We start from the raw sequence: 19,802 nt of genomic DNA, 5'->3' as shown, positions 1-19,802 counted from the left end.
AACACAGTCTTCAGCTTTTAGCAGCAAGCTAATAGCCCGAACCTCCTCTTGATTTATCAATCTTGCCAATCACAACACAACATGCAAGGCATACGGACCCCACCCTCTTTACGAACACATACAAAAAAGCCCCAAAAAAGAGCGGGGCTGTTTCTACTATCATCAATAATTAAAAACAAACACCCATCAAAAAACCGAGTCCGCAATAAAAACTTAAGCTATTTTTAAAGGACACCCCCTCCCTCACGCAAAACGGAGACAAATTAACAAAACAACGTCTATTTATAATCATTCTAAATAAAGCTCGTTTAACAAACACAGATCACACATAACAACCTGTAAAAAAAAGACATATGTAGATTATTAAATATTCTTAAAAAAATGCAACAACCACAAAACCATGACTTTTGTCATAAAAGTTTAACTGCTAATATTTTAAAAATTTCTCTCGTATTTCTATTTTTCTATTTTTGTACTCGTTAATGTTTTTTAACATCTATTGAAATCTCATCAATATCAAATTGAGCGTTTCAAGAAGAAAAGACTTAATTAAATCATATTTAACGTTTGGGGGAATGTTAATGATTTGATGTAATTAATAGTTATTATGGAGGGGGTTGTCTTTATTAGCTTACGGTATCAAAAGAGAAAAGCACAAGAATATCATCAACTTGTGCGCCCACAAATAACTACAATTTGAAAAAAACACAAGTTATTTGAAGAATTTTCGATACAAATATCCGGATTACGATTTTTTGAACAATTGTTTTGCAAATTCATTTTTTTATATATTTTCGTATTCGTTAAGGTTTTTTAACATTTATTGAAATTGAAGGTTTCAAACTATTTTTTTTTTCTGAGAGGAACGATTTGTTTGGGGGAATAAACGTTCCAAACTCTCAACAGGGGATAAAAATTGAATTTTTACTATCCTTATTATAGATAAGAATTGATGCTGTTTAATTATTAAAATTATTTCTATGAAAAGAATCGCATTATTACTTGCAATTTTTGCAATTGGTTTGCAGTCGGTTTGGGCTCAAACCAAGGAAATTACAGGTACGGTAACTTCCGCGGAAGATGGAAGTTCCATTCCTGGAGTTTCTGTATCTGTTAAAGGTACCACGCTTGGTACAATTACTAATCTTGATGGGCAATATGCTTTGAAAGTCCCACAAGATGCCAAGACATTAGTTTTTTCATTTGTTGGTATGCAAACTCAAGAGGCTGCCATTCAAGGAACAAATGTCGATGTTGAATTGGAATCAGATGTCGTTGGAATTAACGAAGTTGTTGTAACTGCAATGGGAATTAAACGTTCCGAAAAGACACTTGGCTATGCGGCAACAACTGTCGCAAGTGATGAATTGATGAAAGATCGGAGTACAAATATTGCAAATTCTCTATCCGGGAAAGTTGCCGGTGTGCAAATTCAATCTACGTCCTCTGATCCAGGTTCAGCAACATCTATGACTATTCGAGGTTTTGGTTCCATCAATGGAAGCAACCAACCTCTCTATGTTGTCGATGGTGTTCCTTTGCAGAATAGTTCTTTAAACCTGGATGATCCTGCGATCGACAAATCAGGTAATGCTCTTACAACAAGTGGTTTGTCGAATATCTCATCGAATGATATTGAGTCAATGACGATCCTTAAAGGTGCAGCAGCAACAGCCCTATACGGTAGCCGCGCTTCTAATGGTGTTGTTGTTATTACGACCAAACAGGGAAGCAAGGGTAAAGGAAAAAACTTTACCATTCAGTATAACGGAGGGCTACAACTACGTCAAATTTCAGTATTGCCTGAATTCCAGAATGAATTTGGACAAGGATGGAATGGAAGTCAGACCTATATCGAGAATGGTTCATGGGGACCACGTTTGGATGGTTCAACACAGGTATATGGACCTATATGGAACAACCAACAGCTTATCCACAAGTATTCTGCTCTGGAGAATAACGTAAAAGATTTCTTTGAAATAGGTGTTTCTACAAACCAGAATATTTCTTTGAGTGGAGTTTCTGAAGATGATAAAGTAAGCTATTACGTTTCTTTCTCAAATTCAGATGATGATGGTATCATGCCGACAGACGCTGACTCTTATAAACGGAACACTATTGCATTCCGTTCATCCTATCAGGGTAACGAATGGTTTAAGATTTCGTCTTCTATCAACTTTGCTAAATCAGAAACTGACATGACCAGCTCCTATCAAGGGACATCTGTAATTGATGGAGTTTATGAAATGCCAAGAGATATATCTATTCTTGACATGCAAGATCTTAGCAGTCCGTTTAATACCCCCGAGGCCTATTTCACACCTTACGGAATCACCAATCCTTACTGGTCGTTAAAAAACAATTACAACCACCTAGATTCGAAACAATTTTATGGCAAGTTGCAGGCAGATATTATGCCAATGGATGGTCTTACATTGACATATCGTTTTGGGTTTGATTATACTGATTATGATTTCAAGATGGGGATTCCACAAATTAACCTGGACGATGCCTTAATCAATGAAGACTACGGTTACGCGCCAAGTAATATGAATCAAGATGGTAACGTATATGCTCGTTATCGAAGAGCATATGAGATCAACCATGACTTCCTTGCGAATTATGATACAAGTTTTGGTGATGATATAACTTTGACAGGAATCGTTGGGGCGAACATCAATGAAAGATATTCAACAGTAATGCAAGGGCAGACAGACGTTCTTACATTCGAAACCGGATTTTGGGATTTGAGTAATGGTGCAACCAGATCGTTACTATCAGAAGGACAATCAAAACGTCGCTTGATCGGTTTGTTTGGAGATGCAACATTGGGCTATAAAGAAATGCTTTTCTTAAACATGACAGCTCGAAATGACTGGTCTTCGACTTTGCCTGTTGACAATAATAGTTATTTCTACCCTGGTGCTACTTTAAGTTGGATTTTTTCCGAGTTAATGTCGGATAATAATGTGCTTTCATTTGGTAAATTACGTCTTGCCTATGGTCAGACAGGTAATGATGCTGATCCATATTACACAAGTAACAGATATATCCAAGCCTATGCTAACGGATATTACGGAAGTGATATTGCTTCATTCCCAATGAACAGCACGAACTCGTTCATTTCCTCAAACAGAGCCGGAGCCACTGCACTGAAGCCAGAAATGACTTCTGAGTCAGAAGCTGGATTAAACTTACAGTTCTTCAATGGACGAATTGGTATTGATGCAGCTTATTATAATCGTAAGACAAAGGATCAGATTTTTACATTACCAGTTGATCCATCAACGGGATACAGCTTTACTGTTACCAACTTCGGTGAGGTTCAGAATAAAGGACTTGAGTTGTTATTGAGTACGACTCCTGTAAAATCGAAAAATTTCCGTTGGGATTTAGATATCAACTTTGCGATTAACCGTAACGAAGTTCTATCAATGCCTGAAAGCTTAGAAGGGGGAAAAGTAAATATCTACAGTTTTTCTGCTGGTAATGATGCCGTATACATGTATGCAGAAGAAGGACAACCAATGGGTACGTTTTATACCTACCTTCCACAATACGTAACGGACGAGAGCAGTGAATACTATGGTTATCAAATAGTTGACGAAGCCGGACAACCAGAGCTTGGTACAGATGTAGAGGATACAGGATTGGATATGAACCACGATTGGACAGGTGGTCTTTCTACATCTTTATCAGCCTACGGTGTAACGCTAAGCGCAACACTTGATGTACGCTATGGTGGCTCAATGTTTTCACGCACAAAGAACTTAATGCAGTTTACTGGAAACAGTGTAGTTACAACATATAATGACAGAAATCCATTTGTTATTCCAAATTCAGTCCAATTAACTGATGATGGAGGTTATATTGAAAATACTGTTCAAATTAAAACAACCGATAATAGTTTCCAGACTTACTTTGACACATATGGTTATGGCAACGGAGGGTTAGCTTACATGGTGGATCGTACGTTCGCTAAATTACGCAACGTCACACTTTCATATGCCTTACCTAAAAAGTGGACTAGCCATTTATCATTAAGCGACGTTTCGCTTTCTGCTTTTGTAAACAATGCTTTTGTTTGGACCGCTGAGGATAATCATTTCATCGATCCTGAATCGAGCACTACAGGTACTGACCTGGAAGGATCTTTCGGAGAAATGTATGTAAACCCAGCTACTCGCATTTTTGGTTTCAACCTTAGTATAACATATTAAAACTCCCAATTATATGAAAAAGATAATATTTTTATTCGTAATACTTATACTGGGTATGACCTCATGCAACGAGTACCTGGATATAAATCAAGATCCGAACTCTCCTACGGAAAATAACGTTACAGCAGGTATGATTTTCCCGGGAGCGGAGATGAACGTGGCAGCAAGCTACGGAAACTTTCTACGCATCGTTGGTGGTTATTATTCTCAACACTATTCGCAGAATTTTGGTACCAGTAATTATGTAGATTACTCACGGTTTATCATGTCAGCTACTCGTTCTAGTAGCACATACACCCAATTGTATCAACGTGCACTTAAAAACCTTGAAACAATTCGCGAACAATCGACTGAATCAGAAGAATGGGGAACATTTTTAGCAGCTACTACATTGAGAGTTTTTACATATCAGGTATTGGTAGATGCCTATGGAGAAGTTCCTTACACCGAAGCTCTTGATCCAACGAACCTATCTCCTGCCTTTGATGATGGTTTAACCATTTATCAAGGTATTTTAGGCGAGTTAGATGACGCGTTATCCAGAGCAACAACTTCCAGTGTTGTTGGAACAAACTTCTTATTTGGAACGTCTACTGCTGCAGAATGGATTCAATTTGCAAATGCGTTAAAACTGAGAATTTTAATGCGAATAAGTAATGTTCAGAATGTACAATCTGACATTGCAGCATTAATCGAAAAGGACAACTTTCCAACAGAAGATATTTCATGGGATGATATTTGGACCGATGAAACAGGTAAAGCGAGCCCTTATTATCAAGAGGAGTATGCTACTTATTTTGGTTCTAACCAGGTTAATGTTGTAGCTAATATCGCTTACATGCAAACCATGCTTGACAGTAACGATCCTCGGGTTCCAGCATTCTTTGAAACAAATGAAAGTGGAGATTATAAAGGAGGTGTTTCCGGTACTAACTTTAGCACATCCGCCCAGTATAAATCACCATATTTCTGTCGTCCTGTATTTGCATATGACATGCCAGTGAGTCTCATTACGGTTACTGAGACTGAATTCTTTCTGGCCGAATATTATGCACGCTACGGATCAGCTACTGATGCAGAAGCGCACTATAAGGCTGCTATTGAAGCTTCATTTAGTGCGGCAGGGGTTAGTGGCGCTGAAGACATTTACACCAGTTATTATCCATACGACAATGCCAACTATGCGAAAGTAATTGGTATTCAAAAATGGATTGCTTTAGGTGGTACCAACAACTTTGAAGCTTGGTGCGAAATGCGCCGTTTAGGATATCCTGAATTTGGTGATGTAACAGGAGCTGATATCTACGACAGGGCCAATGATGTATTCTCTCCTGAATTGTACGTTGCTGGTACTTTATATACACCTATTGACTATAATACAGATCTGGGAACTGGAAAGGTTTTACAACGCTTCCCATATGCTGAAAGTTCTACAAGCCGTAACAGCAATGCTCCCTCTAATAAAGGAGTTGCGACACCGGTATTCTGGGCTGAATAAAATAATAAATGTTTAAACTTAGAATATGATGAAAAATAAAATATTATATCTAATGGTTTTTCTACTTGCAATTGTGGGATTATCAAGTTGCGAGGATGAAACCACCGAAGGCTTTACTGATATTACCTATTACCCGACGCTTGAAGTACTAGGTGAGCCTGAAATAATGATAACCGTGGGCTCTACTTATGAAGACGCCGGAGTAGTTGCCGAACTGAATGGTGAAGATGTTACTGATCAGGTTGAAGTAACCTCCAATGTTGACACAAGTACTGGCGGTGTTTATTCAGTTAACTATAAAATTGAAAATGAAGAAGGATTCTTCGTAACAGGCTCAAGAACTGTTTATGTTGCAGATCCTACACCTTCAATTATCTCAACAGGAATACACACTACCGCCGAGGGAACAAAAAGATTTTGGTTCTCAAGTGAGGCTGTAGTAAATTTCAGTGGGTATGACATTCTAATTTTTCAGGTTGAACCAGATGTATTTTATATCTCTGACTTTATGGGTGGTTACTATGATCAACGTGTTGGATACGGTCCTGGCTACGCCATGAACGGTTACTTCAAACTAAATGATGATAACACAATCACCCCTATTTCGAGTATTGTTCCTGCCTGGGGTGATTCGATGGATGCGATAACATCTAGTTCAGTTGATCCAACAACCGGCCAAATTACCTATGTAATGGAGTACGCTGGATTAATGGAATATACGATTATTATTAATTAATGAAAAAGACGATATTAATATGAAGAATCTATTTTTATATACTGTTCTGCTTGTTTCCGGATTATTCTTTATCACTTCATGTGAAAAAGAAGAAATAGGCGGTACTGCAACAGAATCAATGGCTGGAGAATGGTACGTTACAGCCGATGCCATTGATGCAGATGGAAATATTGTGTACGAAGATGTATTCGGGTTAGGTCATTTCCATTTAGATACTTACAACTCCTCATCCAATAGCTCAACAGAGATGTGGATTGATGACAATGACAACTTCTATTATGGAGGAAACGATCTGGGATTTAAGACAAAAACTGACCTAGATTTGACCGCACGAACATTTTCAGCAACAAATTCTACAAACGCTTATTATGACAATACACTAACAATAACCAATGGAAAGGTTCTGTATGATGCGGCAACAACCCCAAGCGGGATGCCTGCCGATAGTATTGTATTTGAATTGTCCATTAGTAACGATACCCTACCAGCAACCTATGGCTACATTCAGTACAAAATTGCTGGATTCCGTTATACCGGACTTACGGGTGATGAATAAGAGTCATAGTCATATTATGTCTTAATTACCAATCAAGTTTTGATCGGATTTTGGACATATTGAAAACTGGACTGGAGTGGTACTTCTTTCTCCTTCAATTTCAAAGAAAAGTTCTCAGTAACTGCCGCTCCGGTCCTCCTTACAAAAAGAAGCTGCCCCCAAAAAGGCAGCTTCTTTTTTTTAGAATGAAAAAACTGACCGCCTCAAATTTAATCTTGAAACGGTCAGTTACTATAAGTGTTTTAGTCCAATAAGTTATTTTTGTCGGTTGAATTTATTTCACTTCACCATTCGCGATCAGCCATTCGGCAATTTGTACCGCATTTAGCGCCGCACCTTTTTTAATTTGATCGCCCACACACCAAAAGGTTAACCCTTTCGGATTGGTAATGTCTTTTCGTAAGCGGCCAACATAAACATCATCCTTACCCGCCACAAACAAAGGCATTGGGTACTCCTTGTTTTGAGGATTGTCCATAACAGTCAATCCTTCGAATTTCTCGAATGCTTCGCGAACCTGAGCAACAGTTAGTTCTTCTTCAGTTTCTAACCAAATGGCTTCGGAGTGAGAACGAGCAACGGGAACACGCACACAAGTAGCACTAACCTCGGTATCGGTATGCATAATCTTTTTGGTCTCCCAGTTCATTTTCATTTCCTCTTTGGTGTAGTCATTATCCAGGAACACATCAATATGAGGAATAATATTCATCGACAACTGATAAGCAAATTTATCAACAGTAGGCTCTTCACCATTCGCAATCTGACGAGTTTGCTCTTCCAGCTCAGCGATTCCCTGTGCACCGGCACCACTGGCAGCCTGATAAGTTGCCACTTGCACTTTTGTAATTTTTGATAAATCCTGAATCGGTTTTAACGCTACTACCATCTGAATCGTTGAACAGTTCGGGTTGGCTATAATATTTCTTGGGCGAACTTTTGAATCCTCCGGATTTACCTCCGGAACCACCAAAGGCACGTCATCATCATAACGGAAAGCGCTGGAATTGTCAATCATGATTGCTCCATGCTTTGTAATTGTTGAAGCAAAATCTTTTGAAATTGATCCACCGGCTGATGTCAGGGCAATATCAATATCCTTGAAATCATCGTTATGTTTCAGCTCCTTAACAGTCAGTTTCTTTCCTCTAAATTCATACTCTTTTCCAGCACTTCGGGCCGATCCAAATAAAACTAACTCATCGAGTGGAAAATTACGTTCGGCCAAAACTTTTAGAAATTCCTGACCAACAGCACCACTTGCTCCAACAACTGCAACTTTCATAATTAAAATAATTTTGTTAACTTCAATTTACTAATTTACGCTCTTCTGAACGTAGTCCAAAGTCCGCAAAATTAACGGTTTGCTTTTAATTTTTCACACAATGTGGCATACAAATAGTATTTTTATTTTTCTGCTTATAAATTTATTTGCAATTGAAAGTCATGCAACTGAGATTTGGAATGAAAATTTTTCAGCTCCAAACCTAGGCGTTTGGGGTGATGCTGACGGTTCAACCATTCATATTGACACTTCTTCAGCAAAAAACTGGTTCATCAAATTTGATAACTGCCTCTTTGCCGCAGAAAACGACTATGTAAAAACCGTTTCAACTTCAGGTGGTCGTTTCGAAGCATTGGATTGTGATGGAGAAGCGGTCTGGATATCAGAATGGATTTCAATCCGAAATTATTCAACGATTAATTGCGAGTTAGTGGCCAAAGAAACTGGTAGCGGAAAAAATCCGGCAAGCAAATACTTGAAGGCTTTCTATCAACTGAATGGGAACGAAGAAGTTCAATTTGAGACAAACGGTATCAACGAAGGGAATTGGGGCGAATCAGTTGCCAGTCAATCACAACTCAATGGCGATTCACTTCGAATCATTGTTTATCTGAACAGCAGCTACGCAAACGACAAAGTCATTTTGGATGACATCCGGGTTTGGAGCGATCAGGCTGAAAAAATTGATGAAAACCAACTGGCGAAAGCAGGCGATATTTTAGTTAATGAGGTACTTTTTAACCCATATCCCCATGGGGTTGATTTTGTGGAGTTATTCAACAATTCAAAAAAATCAATCAGGCTTGATCATTTATTTTTGGCAAACCGAAATGATGATCACACGCTTAAGCAAATAGTCAGACTACTCGATTCTCCAGTTTTATTTCCCCCTCATAGTTATCTGGTATTGAGTGAAGATCAAAATAAAATACTGAACTTCTACCCCTCCGATTGCGATGATTGCTTTATTGATATAGAGAACATGCCGGCTTTTAATAACGACGATGGATCTGTCGTTTTACTTGCCGACTCAGCACTTGTAATCGATGAAATGCACTACAACGAAAATATGCACCACCCACTGCTAATCGATGAAGAAGGCGTGTCGCTCGAACGAATATCACTTCCTGAATCTGGACTGAATCCATCGAACTGGACTTCAGCCAGCGCCGAAAGCAATTTTGCGACTCCCGGCTTTGAGAATTCAATGGCCAGTTCGGAAAACATTTCAGAAGATATGGTGGAGCTCAGGCCTAAAACCTTTTCACCAAACGACGACGGTTATAATGATGTTCTTCACATCAACTATAAATTTAGCCGAGCTGATTACATGGCCAATCTAAAGATATTTAACTCAACTGGCCAATACATTTGCGACCTGGTGAAAAACGAACCGGCAGGGAGTCGTGGCGAATGGACCTGGGAGGGACTGCAAAACGATGGAAGTAAAAGTCGCATTGGACTTTATATTTTATTGCTCGAGTTATATTCGTCCGATGGTGACGTGAAACAACTTAAAAAAGTCTGTACTTTGGCTGACCGGCTCGAGTGATTCTGTGTGAATTCTGTAACATTCGACCAAACTAATAGACAAAAAAGAAAAAACCAAAACATGAAACGCAGCCTTCATTACTTCGCGTGGAGAGAAGTCATCCGATCTTCCGCATTTGGGAAAAGTTTGGCAACATCGATTATGCTCGGCTTCTTGGCTCTCTATTTCTCAGCCAATTTTTTGATACTCGGTTTTTTTATACCGAATATAATTGGAGAAGAATTCCCTGGCGCTAATCCGGTAAGCATTTTCAACAGTTATTTGCTGGTTTATTTTGCTTTTGATCTACTTTTCCGACAGATCTTACAAAATTTACCAACCATTAGTTTCAAGCCTTTTATTATTCTGAATGTGAAAAGAAGCCGGATTGCCCGCTATCTTCTGTTACGATCAGTCATTCACTTTTTCAACGTTCTTCCCTTCTTTCTATTAATCCCTGTGACGTTTTCTCTTGTGGCAGCCAATTATCCACCGGCTAGCACATTCGCTTGGTTTGTTGGAATCTTGCTAATCATTTTCACGAACCACTTCTTAACAACCTACCTGAAATGGTGGATTAATGAAAGTGGCTATGGCTTTTACATTTTCATTGGCTTGTTTGTAAGCTTGTATGCGATCAATTTCTTTGGAGTAGCAGATTTAACCGGAATGTTTGGTCACTTTTTCGATTCAATTTTGGTTAATCCACTACTGGCACTTGCATTGCTCATTCCACTTATCGCATTTATTGCTCTCAACTTCAACTACCTGAAGAAAAATCTTTACCTCAACCTGGTTGCTAAAAAACAAAAAGACAACACTGTTCGTGACTTTTCGTGGATGAACCGATTGGGAGACTACGGAAAATTTATTTCGCTGGAAGTACGCATGATTTGGCGGAACAAGCGTCCACGTTCGCAATTTATGATGACTGTTCTCTTTCTCTTTTATGGTCTATTGATTTACAAAGATTCCGGAAATGGGATTCCCGATTTTATTTTTATTCTGGGAGGATTACTCATGGTTTCGATGTTCTCCATCTCGCTGGGGCAGTTTTTCCCTGCATGGCACAGTGGTTATTTTTCGATGCTGATGACCCAGAATTTTAAGATGAAGCAATTTCTGCAATCATTTTATTACATGAATGTGGTGGTTTCCTTTGTGTATTATTTACTGACCCTGCCCTACGTGCTTCTCGACTCTCGAATCATTTATTATCATTCAGCCATGCTGCTATACCACATCGGCATTAATATGAACCTGATATTTTTGTTCGGAAAAAACAGCAAACGTGCACTTGATTTAAGTGGATCATCCATGTTTAATTACCAGGGAATGGGAGCATCGCAGTGGTTGATCTCTTTCCCGTTGATCCTTGGTCCTGTTATCATCTATGTTTTATCGAAATTGGTACTTGGAGCCAACGGCGCATTAATTCTTTTAGGAGGATTGGGTATCGTAGGTATTTTAGCTCAAGCTCAACTATTTAATTACTTTACAAGGGCTTACTTAAAACAGAAACATCGTTTAATTAAAGACTATAAAAATTCCTGATCATGATAGAGATTAGCAACCTGATAAAAGCATACAATAAAGAAGTTGTCCTGAACATTCAGCAGCTGACGATAAACCGTGGCGAAATATTTGGTTTAGTGGGCAATAATGGAGCCGGAAAAACCACTTTGTTTAACCTCATTCTCGACCTGATTGTGCCGAGCAAGGGACATGTAATTAACAACCAAATCAACGTTCAGGAATCCGAAGATTGGAAATCATTCACCGGAGCATTTATTGATGAAAGCTTTACCATTGGCTACCTCACTCCCGACGAATATTTTGGTTTTATTGCAGAGCTTCGTGAACTGAACCAAGCCGACATGGATAAGCATTTGGATCGCTATGAAGATTTTTTCAATGGAGAATTGCGTGGCAAAAAGAAATTTATTCGGGATCTGTCGAAAGGAAATCAAAAAAAAGTTGGTATTGCTGCGGCAATGATGGGTAATCCGGAAGTTGTTGTTTTAGATGAACCGTTTGCAAACCTCGACCCCGGATCTCAATACAAATTGCGCCATCTGATTAAAGATCAGGCGTTGGAAATGGGAACCACCTTTCTGGTTTCCGGGCACACGCTCGACAACATTATCGATGTTTGCTCAAGGCTGGTTATTCTTGAAAAAGGTAAAATTGTAAAAGACGTACCAAAAACGGAAACTACGCTCAGGGAAATTGAAGATTTCTTTGCTGGGGTGAAAGAAAAAACTGGACTTGAGCTATAACTCCAGGATACAAAAATGGCAGTAGGCTCTCGCCTACTGCCATTTTTATAAAATATAAGTTTTCTTGCTATTAGATCAATTCCTTAATCACTTTTATCGCGCTTTCGTAATCGGGCTCATCCGTTACTTCAGGAACTATTTCAGCATATTTTACTACGCCATCTTTGTCAATTACAATTGTTCCCCGGGTAAGCAAACGCAACTCTTTAATGAGGTACCCATATTTTGTTCCAAAATCAACATCTTTATGATCCGATACAGTGATCACTTTATCCAGCCCCTCGGCAGCACAAAAGCGATTTTGAGCAAAGGGCAAATCACATGAGATCGATAAAATAACGGCATCGCCCAGGTTCGAGGCTTCGTCATTAAACTTGCGATTTTGCGCCTGACAAACACCTGTGTCAATAGATGGATAAAGCGCCAAAACACGCACTTTGCCGTCATATTCTGATAATTTTACGGGGCTTAAGTCTGATCCAACGACTGTAAAATCAGGAGCCTTATCTCCCACTTTTATTGGTTCGCCTAATAATGTCAATGGATTTCCTTTGAAGGTAATTTTTCCGGTTGTTTCTTTCATTTCTTTGTTATTTGATTTCAAGCTAAAAAACAAACGAATATCACACTTGTTTAGTCAACCTTCAAGCTATTTTTTGCTTTTTTCTCACTTCCTGTATATATGTTTTATAATCACGGGCTTATCAAGCGTCTGTCCGGTATCTACTCCCGCTTGAATTTTTCGAACCACATCCATTCCTTCAACCACCCGCCCAAAAGCAGAAAATCCCTGTCCATCAGGATTTCGTTTCCCTCCATAATCTAATTCCGGCTGATCGCCCACGCAAATGAAAAATTCAGTCGATGCTGTTCCCGGTTCAAGCCTGGCCATTGAAAAAGTTCCATCCATATGTTTGATGCCGATCTCATCAGTTATTTCATGAGCGATCGGTTCGTACATTTCAATTAACTGATCATCTCTCAAACCGCCTTGAATCACTTCGATTTTAATCGGATTTTCAGGTTGATTATCTAATCGAACCACCCGATAAAAGGAAGAATTTTCATACACACCCTTCTCAACCAACTTCAAGAAATTTTTAACTGTTACAGGAGCCTTGTCAGGATAGAGCTCGATGACAATATCACCAAGTTCAGTTTCAATATTGACAACCGGGCCCTTCTTTTGCTGACACGAAAAGAAGAACAACAGACTAAGCAGAATGGAAGCTAACCTCATCGCTATTTTTTCTTTAAAGAAACAAAAAAGAACTCACTGCGAAGATGAATTCCGTCAATACAAATCAATTAAGAAACGAATAATTTTTTCTTGTGATCATTTAGGTCACATTGTATTAACTGCTGATTAACAAAGACTAGCAATCTTAGCATCAACTAATTTACTTAGTTCATGAAATCGAAAATAAGAGATTTAAAAGTTTCTGTTATTTCAGATGTACACTTGGCGACTCACGCTTGCAAAGCCAAACCATTGCTTAAATATCTAAAATCAATCAATCCCGAAATTTTAGTTTTAAATGGTGACATCATTGATTCCTGGCGGTTTTCACGAAACTACTTCCCCAAGCCTCATTTAAAAGTAGTTCGTCAGTTTATTAAGATGCTGGAAAAGGGAGTGAAAATCTTTTATATAACCGGCAATCACGACGAATTTCTGCGGAAGTTCAATGGTGCCGAAATGGGAAACTTAAAAATCGTGAACCAGTTAATATTGGACTTGGACGACCATAAAACGTGGATTTTTCACGGCGATCTATTCGACCACGTCATCCATCAGGCCAAGTGGCTGGCAAAATTTGGAGCCGCAATTTATGGATTACTCACTGTTGCTAATAAATCGGTCAACGCCATGTTGCGACTGTTCAAATTAAAGGATGTAATTATTTACAAAAGCATAAAAAAGAAGTTGATTAAAGACAAAACTCAACTCACACACTTTGAGGAGGTAATCACCAAAATAAGTGGGGAACGTAATTACAAAACCGTAATTTGCGGACACACTCATATCCCGAGAGATAAGTCGACACTCACAGCGAATCGTTTAGTTCGCTATATCAACTGTGGCGACTGGGTAGAACATTTTACTGCAGCCGAGTACCACCATAAAAAATGGCATCTTTTTCATTATATCGATAATCAGGAAGACGATGAAAACAATGACGAACCGGATATTCCCAATAAAAAGGAAGTCTACAAATCGCTCTTCCAGGAGTTAGCAGTGGCCAACCTATTGTAAACTGATTATATGAAACGAACATGAACTTTTTTAATCAAAAATTCACAAACAAGGATGATTAAAAAAGTTTATGTGAGAGCGGAGCGGTTCCATCCGTTCTCCAATTTTAAAGTAAGTTCTTAAAAACTTGAAAATTTTAAACGGATGAAAATACTATACGCCATTCAAGGCACAGGGAACGGGCACCTAGCCCGGGCAACTGAGATTGTTCCCTTACTAAAAACAATGGCCGAAACCGACGTTTTGGTGAGCGGTATTCAAGGAGATCTAAAACTCCCGTTCGATGTCAAATACAAACACTACGGATTAAGCTTTATCTTTGGGAAAAAGGGCGGCGTCAGCTTTTCGAAAACCTTGTTGAAATTAAAGCCTTTTCGCTTTATTAAAGATGTATACAAACTGCCGCTCGACAATTACGATTTAGTGCTTTGCGATTTTGAGCCCGTTGCTGCCTGGGCATGCAAATTGCGAGGAAAAAAAAGCATTGGAGTCAGCCATCAAAATGCTGTTCTTCACCCAAACGCGCCAAAACCAAAAAAAGCAGACTGGTTGGGAAATACGATTTTGAAAAAATACGCGCCGAACACTAAAAAATATGGGTTCCACTTTCAGGAGTTGGATGAGAACACTTTCACCCCGGTGATTCGCTCAGCCATCCGACAGGCTAAAGTGAAAAAGCTACCGCATTACACGGTTTACCTGCCGGCCTACAGCGATAATGAAATTATAGCTGCCTTATCGCTATTCAACGAAGTCCGCTGGGAAGTCTTTTCAAAGCATAGTGCAAAAACCTATGAGCAAAGGAATGTTCGAATCCGTCCGGTTTCACTCGAACATTTTACTCAATCGTTTACCTCGTGCACCGGCATCTTGTGTACGGCTGGTTTCGAAACGCCTGCCGAGGCCATTTTCATGGGTAAAAAGCTTTGTGTTATCCCCATGAAAAAACAATATGAGCAAGCTTGTAATGCCGCGTTTTTAAATGAAATGGGAGTGACCGTCTTGCCGGAATTAAAAAATCAAACTAAAAAAATAGACAAATGGATCAATCAACCTGATTCACTGCAAATTAACTATCCGGATCATACGCTCGAAATTCTTGCTAAAATTCTTCACTCGGCATAATTATTGCTAACAAAGAGACTGGTTCGTATTTTTACTAAAAATCAATCTCAGGTGACTCGAATAATTTTGCTTGTTTGCTCGCTCTTTATTTCAACTTTCCTTTATGCACAGCAGCTTTTAGTTACTGATGCAAAAACAGGAAAACCGATCGAAAGTGTAATTGTTTTTTCTGAAACCAGAAGCACACAAACCAACAAACAGGGATTGGCAGATATCAGGCAGTTTCATCCGGACAAAGCGATTCATTTTAAACACTCTTCGTACCTCAACTACAAAGCCAATAAACAAACACTTTGGTCACTCAACTATAAGGTTGAATTGCTAATCGACCCGGTAAAGTTGGACGAAATTGTTATTTCCGCCAATCGAAGAAGCCAATCAAAACTGGAAGTTCCTAACCAGATAGTCAGTATCAATCACGAAGAAATAGCTTTAGCAAACCCGCAAACAACAGCAGACTTATTGAATACGAAAGGTGGCGTTTTTATTCAAAAAAGCCAGATGGGAGGCGGCAGTCCAATGATTCGCGGTTTTTCAGCAAACAGGTTGTTGCTGGTCATTGATGGCGTCAGGATGAACAATGCCATATACCGCAGTGGTAATTTACACAATGTTATCTCGTTGGATGCAGCGTCAATTGAGCACACCGAAGTTATTTTTGGTCCCGGTTCCGTCATGTATGGCAGCGACGCGTTGGGTGGTGTTCTTCACTTTCAAACCTTGTCGCCCAAATTGTCAACCAACGACCGATACAAACAGTCGCGCCATGCCTTTGTACGATATGCCAGTGCAAACTTCGAAAAAACAATTCATGCTGATTTTAACCTCGGTAATGAAAAACTGGCGACAGTAGCCAGTTTCACCGTTACCGACTTTGACGACCTAATGATGGGAAAACATGGGCCGGACTCCTATTTAAGGCCTGAATATATTGAAAATGACCAAATCGTTGAAAATCAGGATTGGCACAAACAGGTTCGAACTGGATACAGCCAGTTTAACTACCTGCAAAAAATCAGATACCGCCCCAACGAACAGTGGGACTTGGTTTATGGTTTTCATTGGTCAACAACTTCCAATATTCCGCGTTACGACCGCTTGATTCAATACAGCGGCGATAAACTGAAATACGCCAAATGGTATTACGGCCCTCAAAAGTGGAATTTGCACTCACTTAAAATCGAAAGGAAAACTCAAAATTTATTTTTCGATCAAATAAGCTTTTTAGCAGGATGGCAGAACTTTACAGAGAGCCGCCACAACCGAAAACTAGGCACTGAAGAACTAACCAACCGAACAGAGAAGCTGGATATATTTAGCTTGAATCTTGATCTCGACAAAAAGATTGACCAAAACAACTTCCTGTATTATGGGTTCGAGGGAAACTTTAATTGGCTGAATTCAAAGGGAGTCGTTAAAAAGGTGAACACCAGTCAAACGCAGGAAACGTCATCTCGCTATCCCGATAACTCTACTACTTCAAGTTTGGCAGCCTATGTCAGCTATAAACTTTCAGTGCATCAAAAAGTCACCCTAAATCTTGGAGGTCGTTTTTCCATCAATCACCTCCAAGGCGAATTCGACCGGCAATTCTTTGATTTCCCTACAGATGGATTTGACAACACCCACTCGTCATTTACCGGAAATATCGGATTAGTATATCATCCAACTGAATATTGGCAACTTAACGCCAATGCATCCAGCGGCTTTCGCGCCCCCAACATTGATGATATTGCTAAAGTATTTGACTCCTCACCGGGGAATGTAGTGGTTCCCAACCCGGATTTAAACCCGGAATACGCCCGAAACGTCGAAATCGGCATTCTTCGAAGCGTGAAAAATCTAGCTAAACTGGAGCTTAACTTCTTTTACACTTACCTCAACGATGCGATGGTTCGCCGCCCTTATTTGCTGAATGGTCAGGATTCTGTTTTGTACGAAGGAGAAATGAGCCGCGTAGAAGCACTCGTAAATGCAGATTATGCCCACATTTATGGTGGAGACCTGAGCATGGAGTGGATTCTATCATCGAAAATACGCAGCCGAAATTCCATTACGGCTACATTTGGAGAGGACAGCGAGGAAATGCCTGTTCGACATGTAGCTCCGGTATTTGGCAGTTCTCACCTGTTGTACAACGACCACAATAAAACAATCGACCTATATCTAAATTTCAATGCTAAACTTTCAAATTCGAAATTAGCTCCAAGCGAACAGGAGAAAACCGATCTCTACGCTCAAGACTCCTATGGTAATCCTTATTCACCCGGCTGGATAACGCTGAACCTAAAATCGTCATTTCAATTAACCGAAAAATACAGCCTGAATTTAGGGATTGAAAATCTTCTCGATAAGCGTTATCGTCCATACTCTTCAGGAATTGTCGCCGCCGGACGAAATGTTATCCTTTCGTTTAAAGCCATCATTTAGACTTTCTTCTGGTCAAATCCGGAAATCTGATCATTCTCTGCCGACCTACCAAAGTTTAAATTATCGAACTGTTTACATCACCCAATGATTTTTGTATATTGAGTGTCAAATCACATCATTGTCCAAACTTAGAATTTTCACTATGAAAAAGTTAAAAAATTTTCTAATCGGCTTACTTATCGTCGCCCTTGCATTAGTAATAGTCGCGTTTTTTTTACCCCGTCAGGTTCATGTTGAACGAAGCGGTACAATTGAAGCTCCCCCCAAAGTTGTTTTCAATCAGGTTAATAACTTGCATACCTGGGAAAAATGGGCTGTATGGAACCAAATTGATCCGGAAATGAAAGTTGAATTTGAAAATACGGGGGTCGGAGAAGGCGCTGCTTATACTTGGGAAAGTGAAAATTCTAACGTTGGCTCGGGGAGATTGACCATTACAGCTTCGGAGCCCTACGATTCGATTGCGACAGAAATGGATTTTATGGAAAAGGGAACATCTTCAGGCTATTTTTTATTTGAAGAGGTAGGAAAAGGCACGAAAGTTACCTGGGGATTTGACATAGATTTGGGCAATAACCCGGCTGACCGCTGGATGGGTTTGATGTTTGATTCGATGCTCGGGAAAGATTTTGAGAAAGGAATTGAGAACCTGGGTGTTGTCTCTGAAACCATTGTCCAGGAAGGGAGACCCATCGTTGAAATAGTGACTGTTCCTGAGTTTAATTACGTGAGTATGCGTAGCAACATTCAATTTGAAAACACTTCAACCCAAATGGGAGTGATGTACGGAAAGCTATCGAATTTCATTGATAATAATGACTTAATGATGACGGATACTCCTTATGCGATCTACCATAAGATTGATGGAACAATGATTGATTTGGAATGTGGGATTCCTGTTGAGTATAAAACTGAAACCAATGGCGATATCATTTCGGGAATCATGCCCGCTAAAAAATATGCCACGGCAGATCATTTTGGATCGCACGAGACGCTGGGTGAAACACATCAATTTATACAAAACTGGATAGTCGAAAATGGCTTTGAGCTTGTTGGCAGTCCGATGGAAAAATACCTGACCGATCCGCAGAAAGAACCGGATGTATCAAAATGGGTAACAGCAATTTATTATCCGGTGAGGTGATGAGTTTTAGTCCAGAATGCTGGAGCTTACAAAGTGGTCAAGCCACGTCATTCGCCCGTACTTTTTTTCTAATTGTTGACGGGATGCCTGATAAGCTTCCGTTTGTTCTGTTTGGTAATAGGCTTTTACGATAAGCGCCTGAAGCAAAACAGGAATCCAACTACACTCGGCCATTTCATCGTCTTGAAAAAGATCGAGCGCCTTTTGGTAATCTTCGATTGCCTGCACTTTATCTCCACCAAAAGCCTTGGGACGATTAAATAACTGGTTGCCTTTTTCCAACCACAGAAAAGGCTCGTTTGAATTGAGATCTTGAGCCATCTTTAGGCTTTTCTGCAATTTGGGTAAAACAAGGGGAGCATTAAAAATTGAAAAGGCAATTCGGAATCCGTAAAAGGCCGTTTGAATACAATATAACTTTGGGGAATCGGGGAATTTGGCAATCGCCTGATCCAGCATTTCCTCAGCAGTTTCGTGCATTTCCTTAGCGCTTTCTTTTTTGTCATTCCCCAAATAATAACCAATCAAACCGTATCTGGCCATCAATATTTCAAGCTGCCATTCCAGCGAACCATCAGACTCTTTCTCCATTTTTTGGATATGTTGTTCCCAGGTTTCCATATCTCCCTTAATGTATGTCTTCTTTAGCTGGCAACGTGCCTTTTCGAGTGACGTTTGCCCACAAGAGGTGAGCCCAACGAAAAGCACTAACCCAAAAATCAAGAGTCCTATTTTCTGCAT

At 39.6% G+C, this 19,802-nt stretch carries 15 protein-coding genes; 11 read left to right on the top strand and 4 right to left on the bottom strand.

The features are described 5' to 3' along the window. Positions 1 to 980: 980 nt before the first annotated feature. Genes GR929_RS03990 through GR929_RS03975 form a run of 4 tightly spaced genes read left to right on the top strand, consistent with a single transcriptional unit; the run spans position 981 to position 7,010 of the window. Positions 981 to 4,220, top strand: coding sequence for a SusC/RagA family TonB-linked outer membrane protein (locus GR929_RS03990; protein ID WP_159517640.1), 3,240 nt, complete (start codon positions 981 to 983; stop codon positions 4,218 to 4,220). A gap of 13 nt (positions 4,221 to 4,233) precedes the next feature. Further along, positions 4,234 to 5,718 carry a SusD/RagB family nutrient-binding outer membrane lipoprotein gene (locus GR929_RS03985; protein ID WP_159517639.1) on the top strand — a complete coding sequence of 495 codons (1,485 nt, stop codon included), beginning with the start codon at positions 4,234 to 4,236 and terminating at the stop codon, positions 5,716 to 5,718. A gap of 25 nt (positions 5,719 to 5,743) precedes the next feature. Continuing rightward, on the top strand, positions 5,744 to 6,454 hold the full coding sequence (locus tag GR929_RS03980; RefSeq protein ID WP_201300896.1) for a BT_2262 family domain-containing protein: 711 nt from the start codon (positions 5,744 to 5,746) through the stop codon (positions 6,452 to 6,454). A gap of 19 nt (positions 6,455 to 6,473) precedes the next feature. After that, positions 6,474 to 7,010: a lipid-binding protein gene (locus GR929_RS03975; RefSeq protein WP_201300895.1), complete on the top strand. Its 537-nt coding sequence runs from the start codon at positions 6,474 to 6,476 to the stop codon at positions 7,008 to 7,010. 274 nt (positions 7,011 to 7,284) lie between these two features. Here the strand turns inward: GR929_RS03975 and GR929_RS03970 are convergent, their stop codons facing one another. Next, positions 7,285 to 8,295, bottom strand: coding sequence for an aspartate-semialdehyde dehydrogenase (locus GR929_RS03970; RefSeq protein WP_159517638.1), 1,011 nt, complete (start codon positions 8,293 to 8,295; stop codon positions 7,285 to 7,287). Positions 8,296 to 8,395: 100 nt separating this feature from the next. Here GR929_RS03970 and GR929_RS03965 point away from each other — a divergent pair, with 100 nt between their 5' ends. From GR929_RS03965 to GR929_RS03955, 3 genes are read left to right on the top strand one after another with little or no spacing between them, the layout of a single operon-like run. Next, positions 8,396 to 9,847: a T9SS type B sorting domain-containing protein gene (locus tag GR929_RS03965; RefSeq protein WP_159517637.1), complete on the top strand. Its 1,452-nt coding sequence runs from the start codon at positions 8,396 to 8,398 to the stop codon at positions 9,845 to 9,847. Positions 9,848 to 9,907: 60 nt separating this feature from the next. Next, a complete protein-coding gene (locus tag GR929_RS03960) occupies positions 9,908 to 11,380 on the top strand; it encodes a DUF5687 family protein (protein WP_159517636.1) in 1,473 nt (490 codons plus the stop codon). Between the two features lie 2 nt (positions 11,381 to 11,382). After that, positions 11,383 to 12,105, top strand: a complete 723-nt coding sequence (locus GR929_RS03955; protein ID WP_159517635.1) for an ABC transporter ATP-binding protein — start codon at positions 11,383 to 11,385, stop codon at positions 12,103 to 12,105. A 70-nt stretch (positions 12,106 to 12,175) separates the two neighbouring features. Here GR929_RS03955 and tpx read toward each other — a convergent pair whose 3' ends face one another. Both tpx and GR929_RS03945 read right to left on the bottom strand, forming a co-directional pair. Beyond that, positions 12,176 to 12,688, bottom strand: a complete 513-nt coding sequence (tpx, locus tag GR929_RS03950) for a thiol peroxidase (RefSeq protein WP_159517634.1) — start codon at positions 12,686 to 12,688, stop codon at positions 12,176 to 12,178. An 84-nt stretch (positions 12,689 to 12,772) separates the two neighbouring features. After that, positions 12,773 to 13,345 carry a peptidylprolyl isomerase gene (locus GR929_RS03945; RefSeq protein WP_159517633.1) on the bottom strand — a complete coding sequence of 191 codons (573 nt, stop codon included), beginning with the start codon at positions 13,343 to 13,345 and terminating at the stop codon, positions 12,773 to 12,775. Positions 13,346 to 13,516: 171 nt separating this feature from the next. Between GR929_RS03945 and GR929_RS03940 the strand changes: the two genes are divergently transcribed. The 4 genes from GR929_RS03940 (at position 13,517) to GR929_RS03925 (ending at position 19,061) form a co-directional block, all read left to right on the top strand. After that, positions 13,517 to 14,362 carry a UDP-2,3-diacylglucosamine diphosphatase gene (locus GR929_RS03940; protein ID WP_159517632.1) on the top strand — a complete coding sequence of 282 codons (846 nt, stop codon included), beginning with the start codon at positions 13,517 to 13,519 and terminating at the stop codon, positions 14,360 to 14,362. A 144-nt stretch (positions 14,363 to 14,506) separates the two neighbouring features. After that, positions 14,507 to 15,487 (top strand): glycosyltransferase family protein, encoded by a 981-nt coding sequence (locus GR929_RS03935; protein WP_159517631.1) that lies wholly within the window; start codon positions 14,507 to 14,509, stop codon positions 15,485 to 15,487. Positions 15,488 to 15,538: 51 nt separating this feature from the next. Continuing rightward, the gene (locus GR929_RS03930) at positions 15,539 to 17,917 is read left to right on the top strand and encodes a TonB-dependent receptor plug domain-containing protein (protein WP_159517630.1); all 2,379 of its coding nucleotides are present in this window, start codon (positions 15,539 to 15,541) and stop codon (positions 17,915 to 17,917) included. A gap of 142 nt (positions 17,918 to 18,059) precedes the next feature. After that, positions 18,060 to 19,061, top strand: a complete 1,002-nt coding sequence (locus tag GR929_RS03925) for an SRPBCC family protein (RefSeq protein WP_159517629.1) — start codon at positions 18,060 to 18,062, stop codon at positions 19,059 to 19,061. A gap of 6 nt (positions 19,062 to 19,067) precedes the next feature. Here the strand turns inward: GR929_RS03925 and GR929_RS03920 are convergent, their stop codons facing one another. Further along, positions 19,068 to 19,802 (bottom strand): tetratricopeptide repeat protein, encoded by a 735-nt coding sequence (locus GR929_RS03920; protein ID WP_159517628.1) that lies wholly within the window; start codon positions 19,800 to 19,802, stop codon positions 19,068 to 19,070.

Source organism: Sunxiuqinia indica, assembly GCF_009847015.1.
Classification (GTDB): Bacteria; Bacteroidota; Bacteroidia; order Bacteroidales; family Prolixibacteraceae; genus Sunxiuqinia; species Sunxiuqinia indica.
This window is presented reverse-complemented; position numbering and strand designations above follow the sequence as displayed.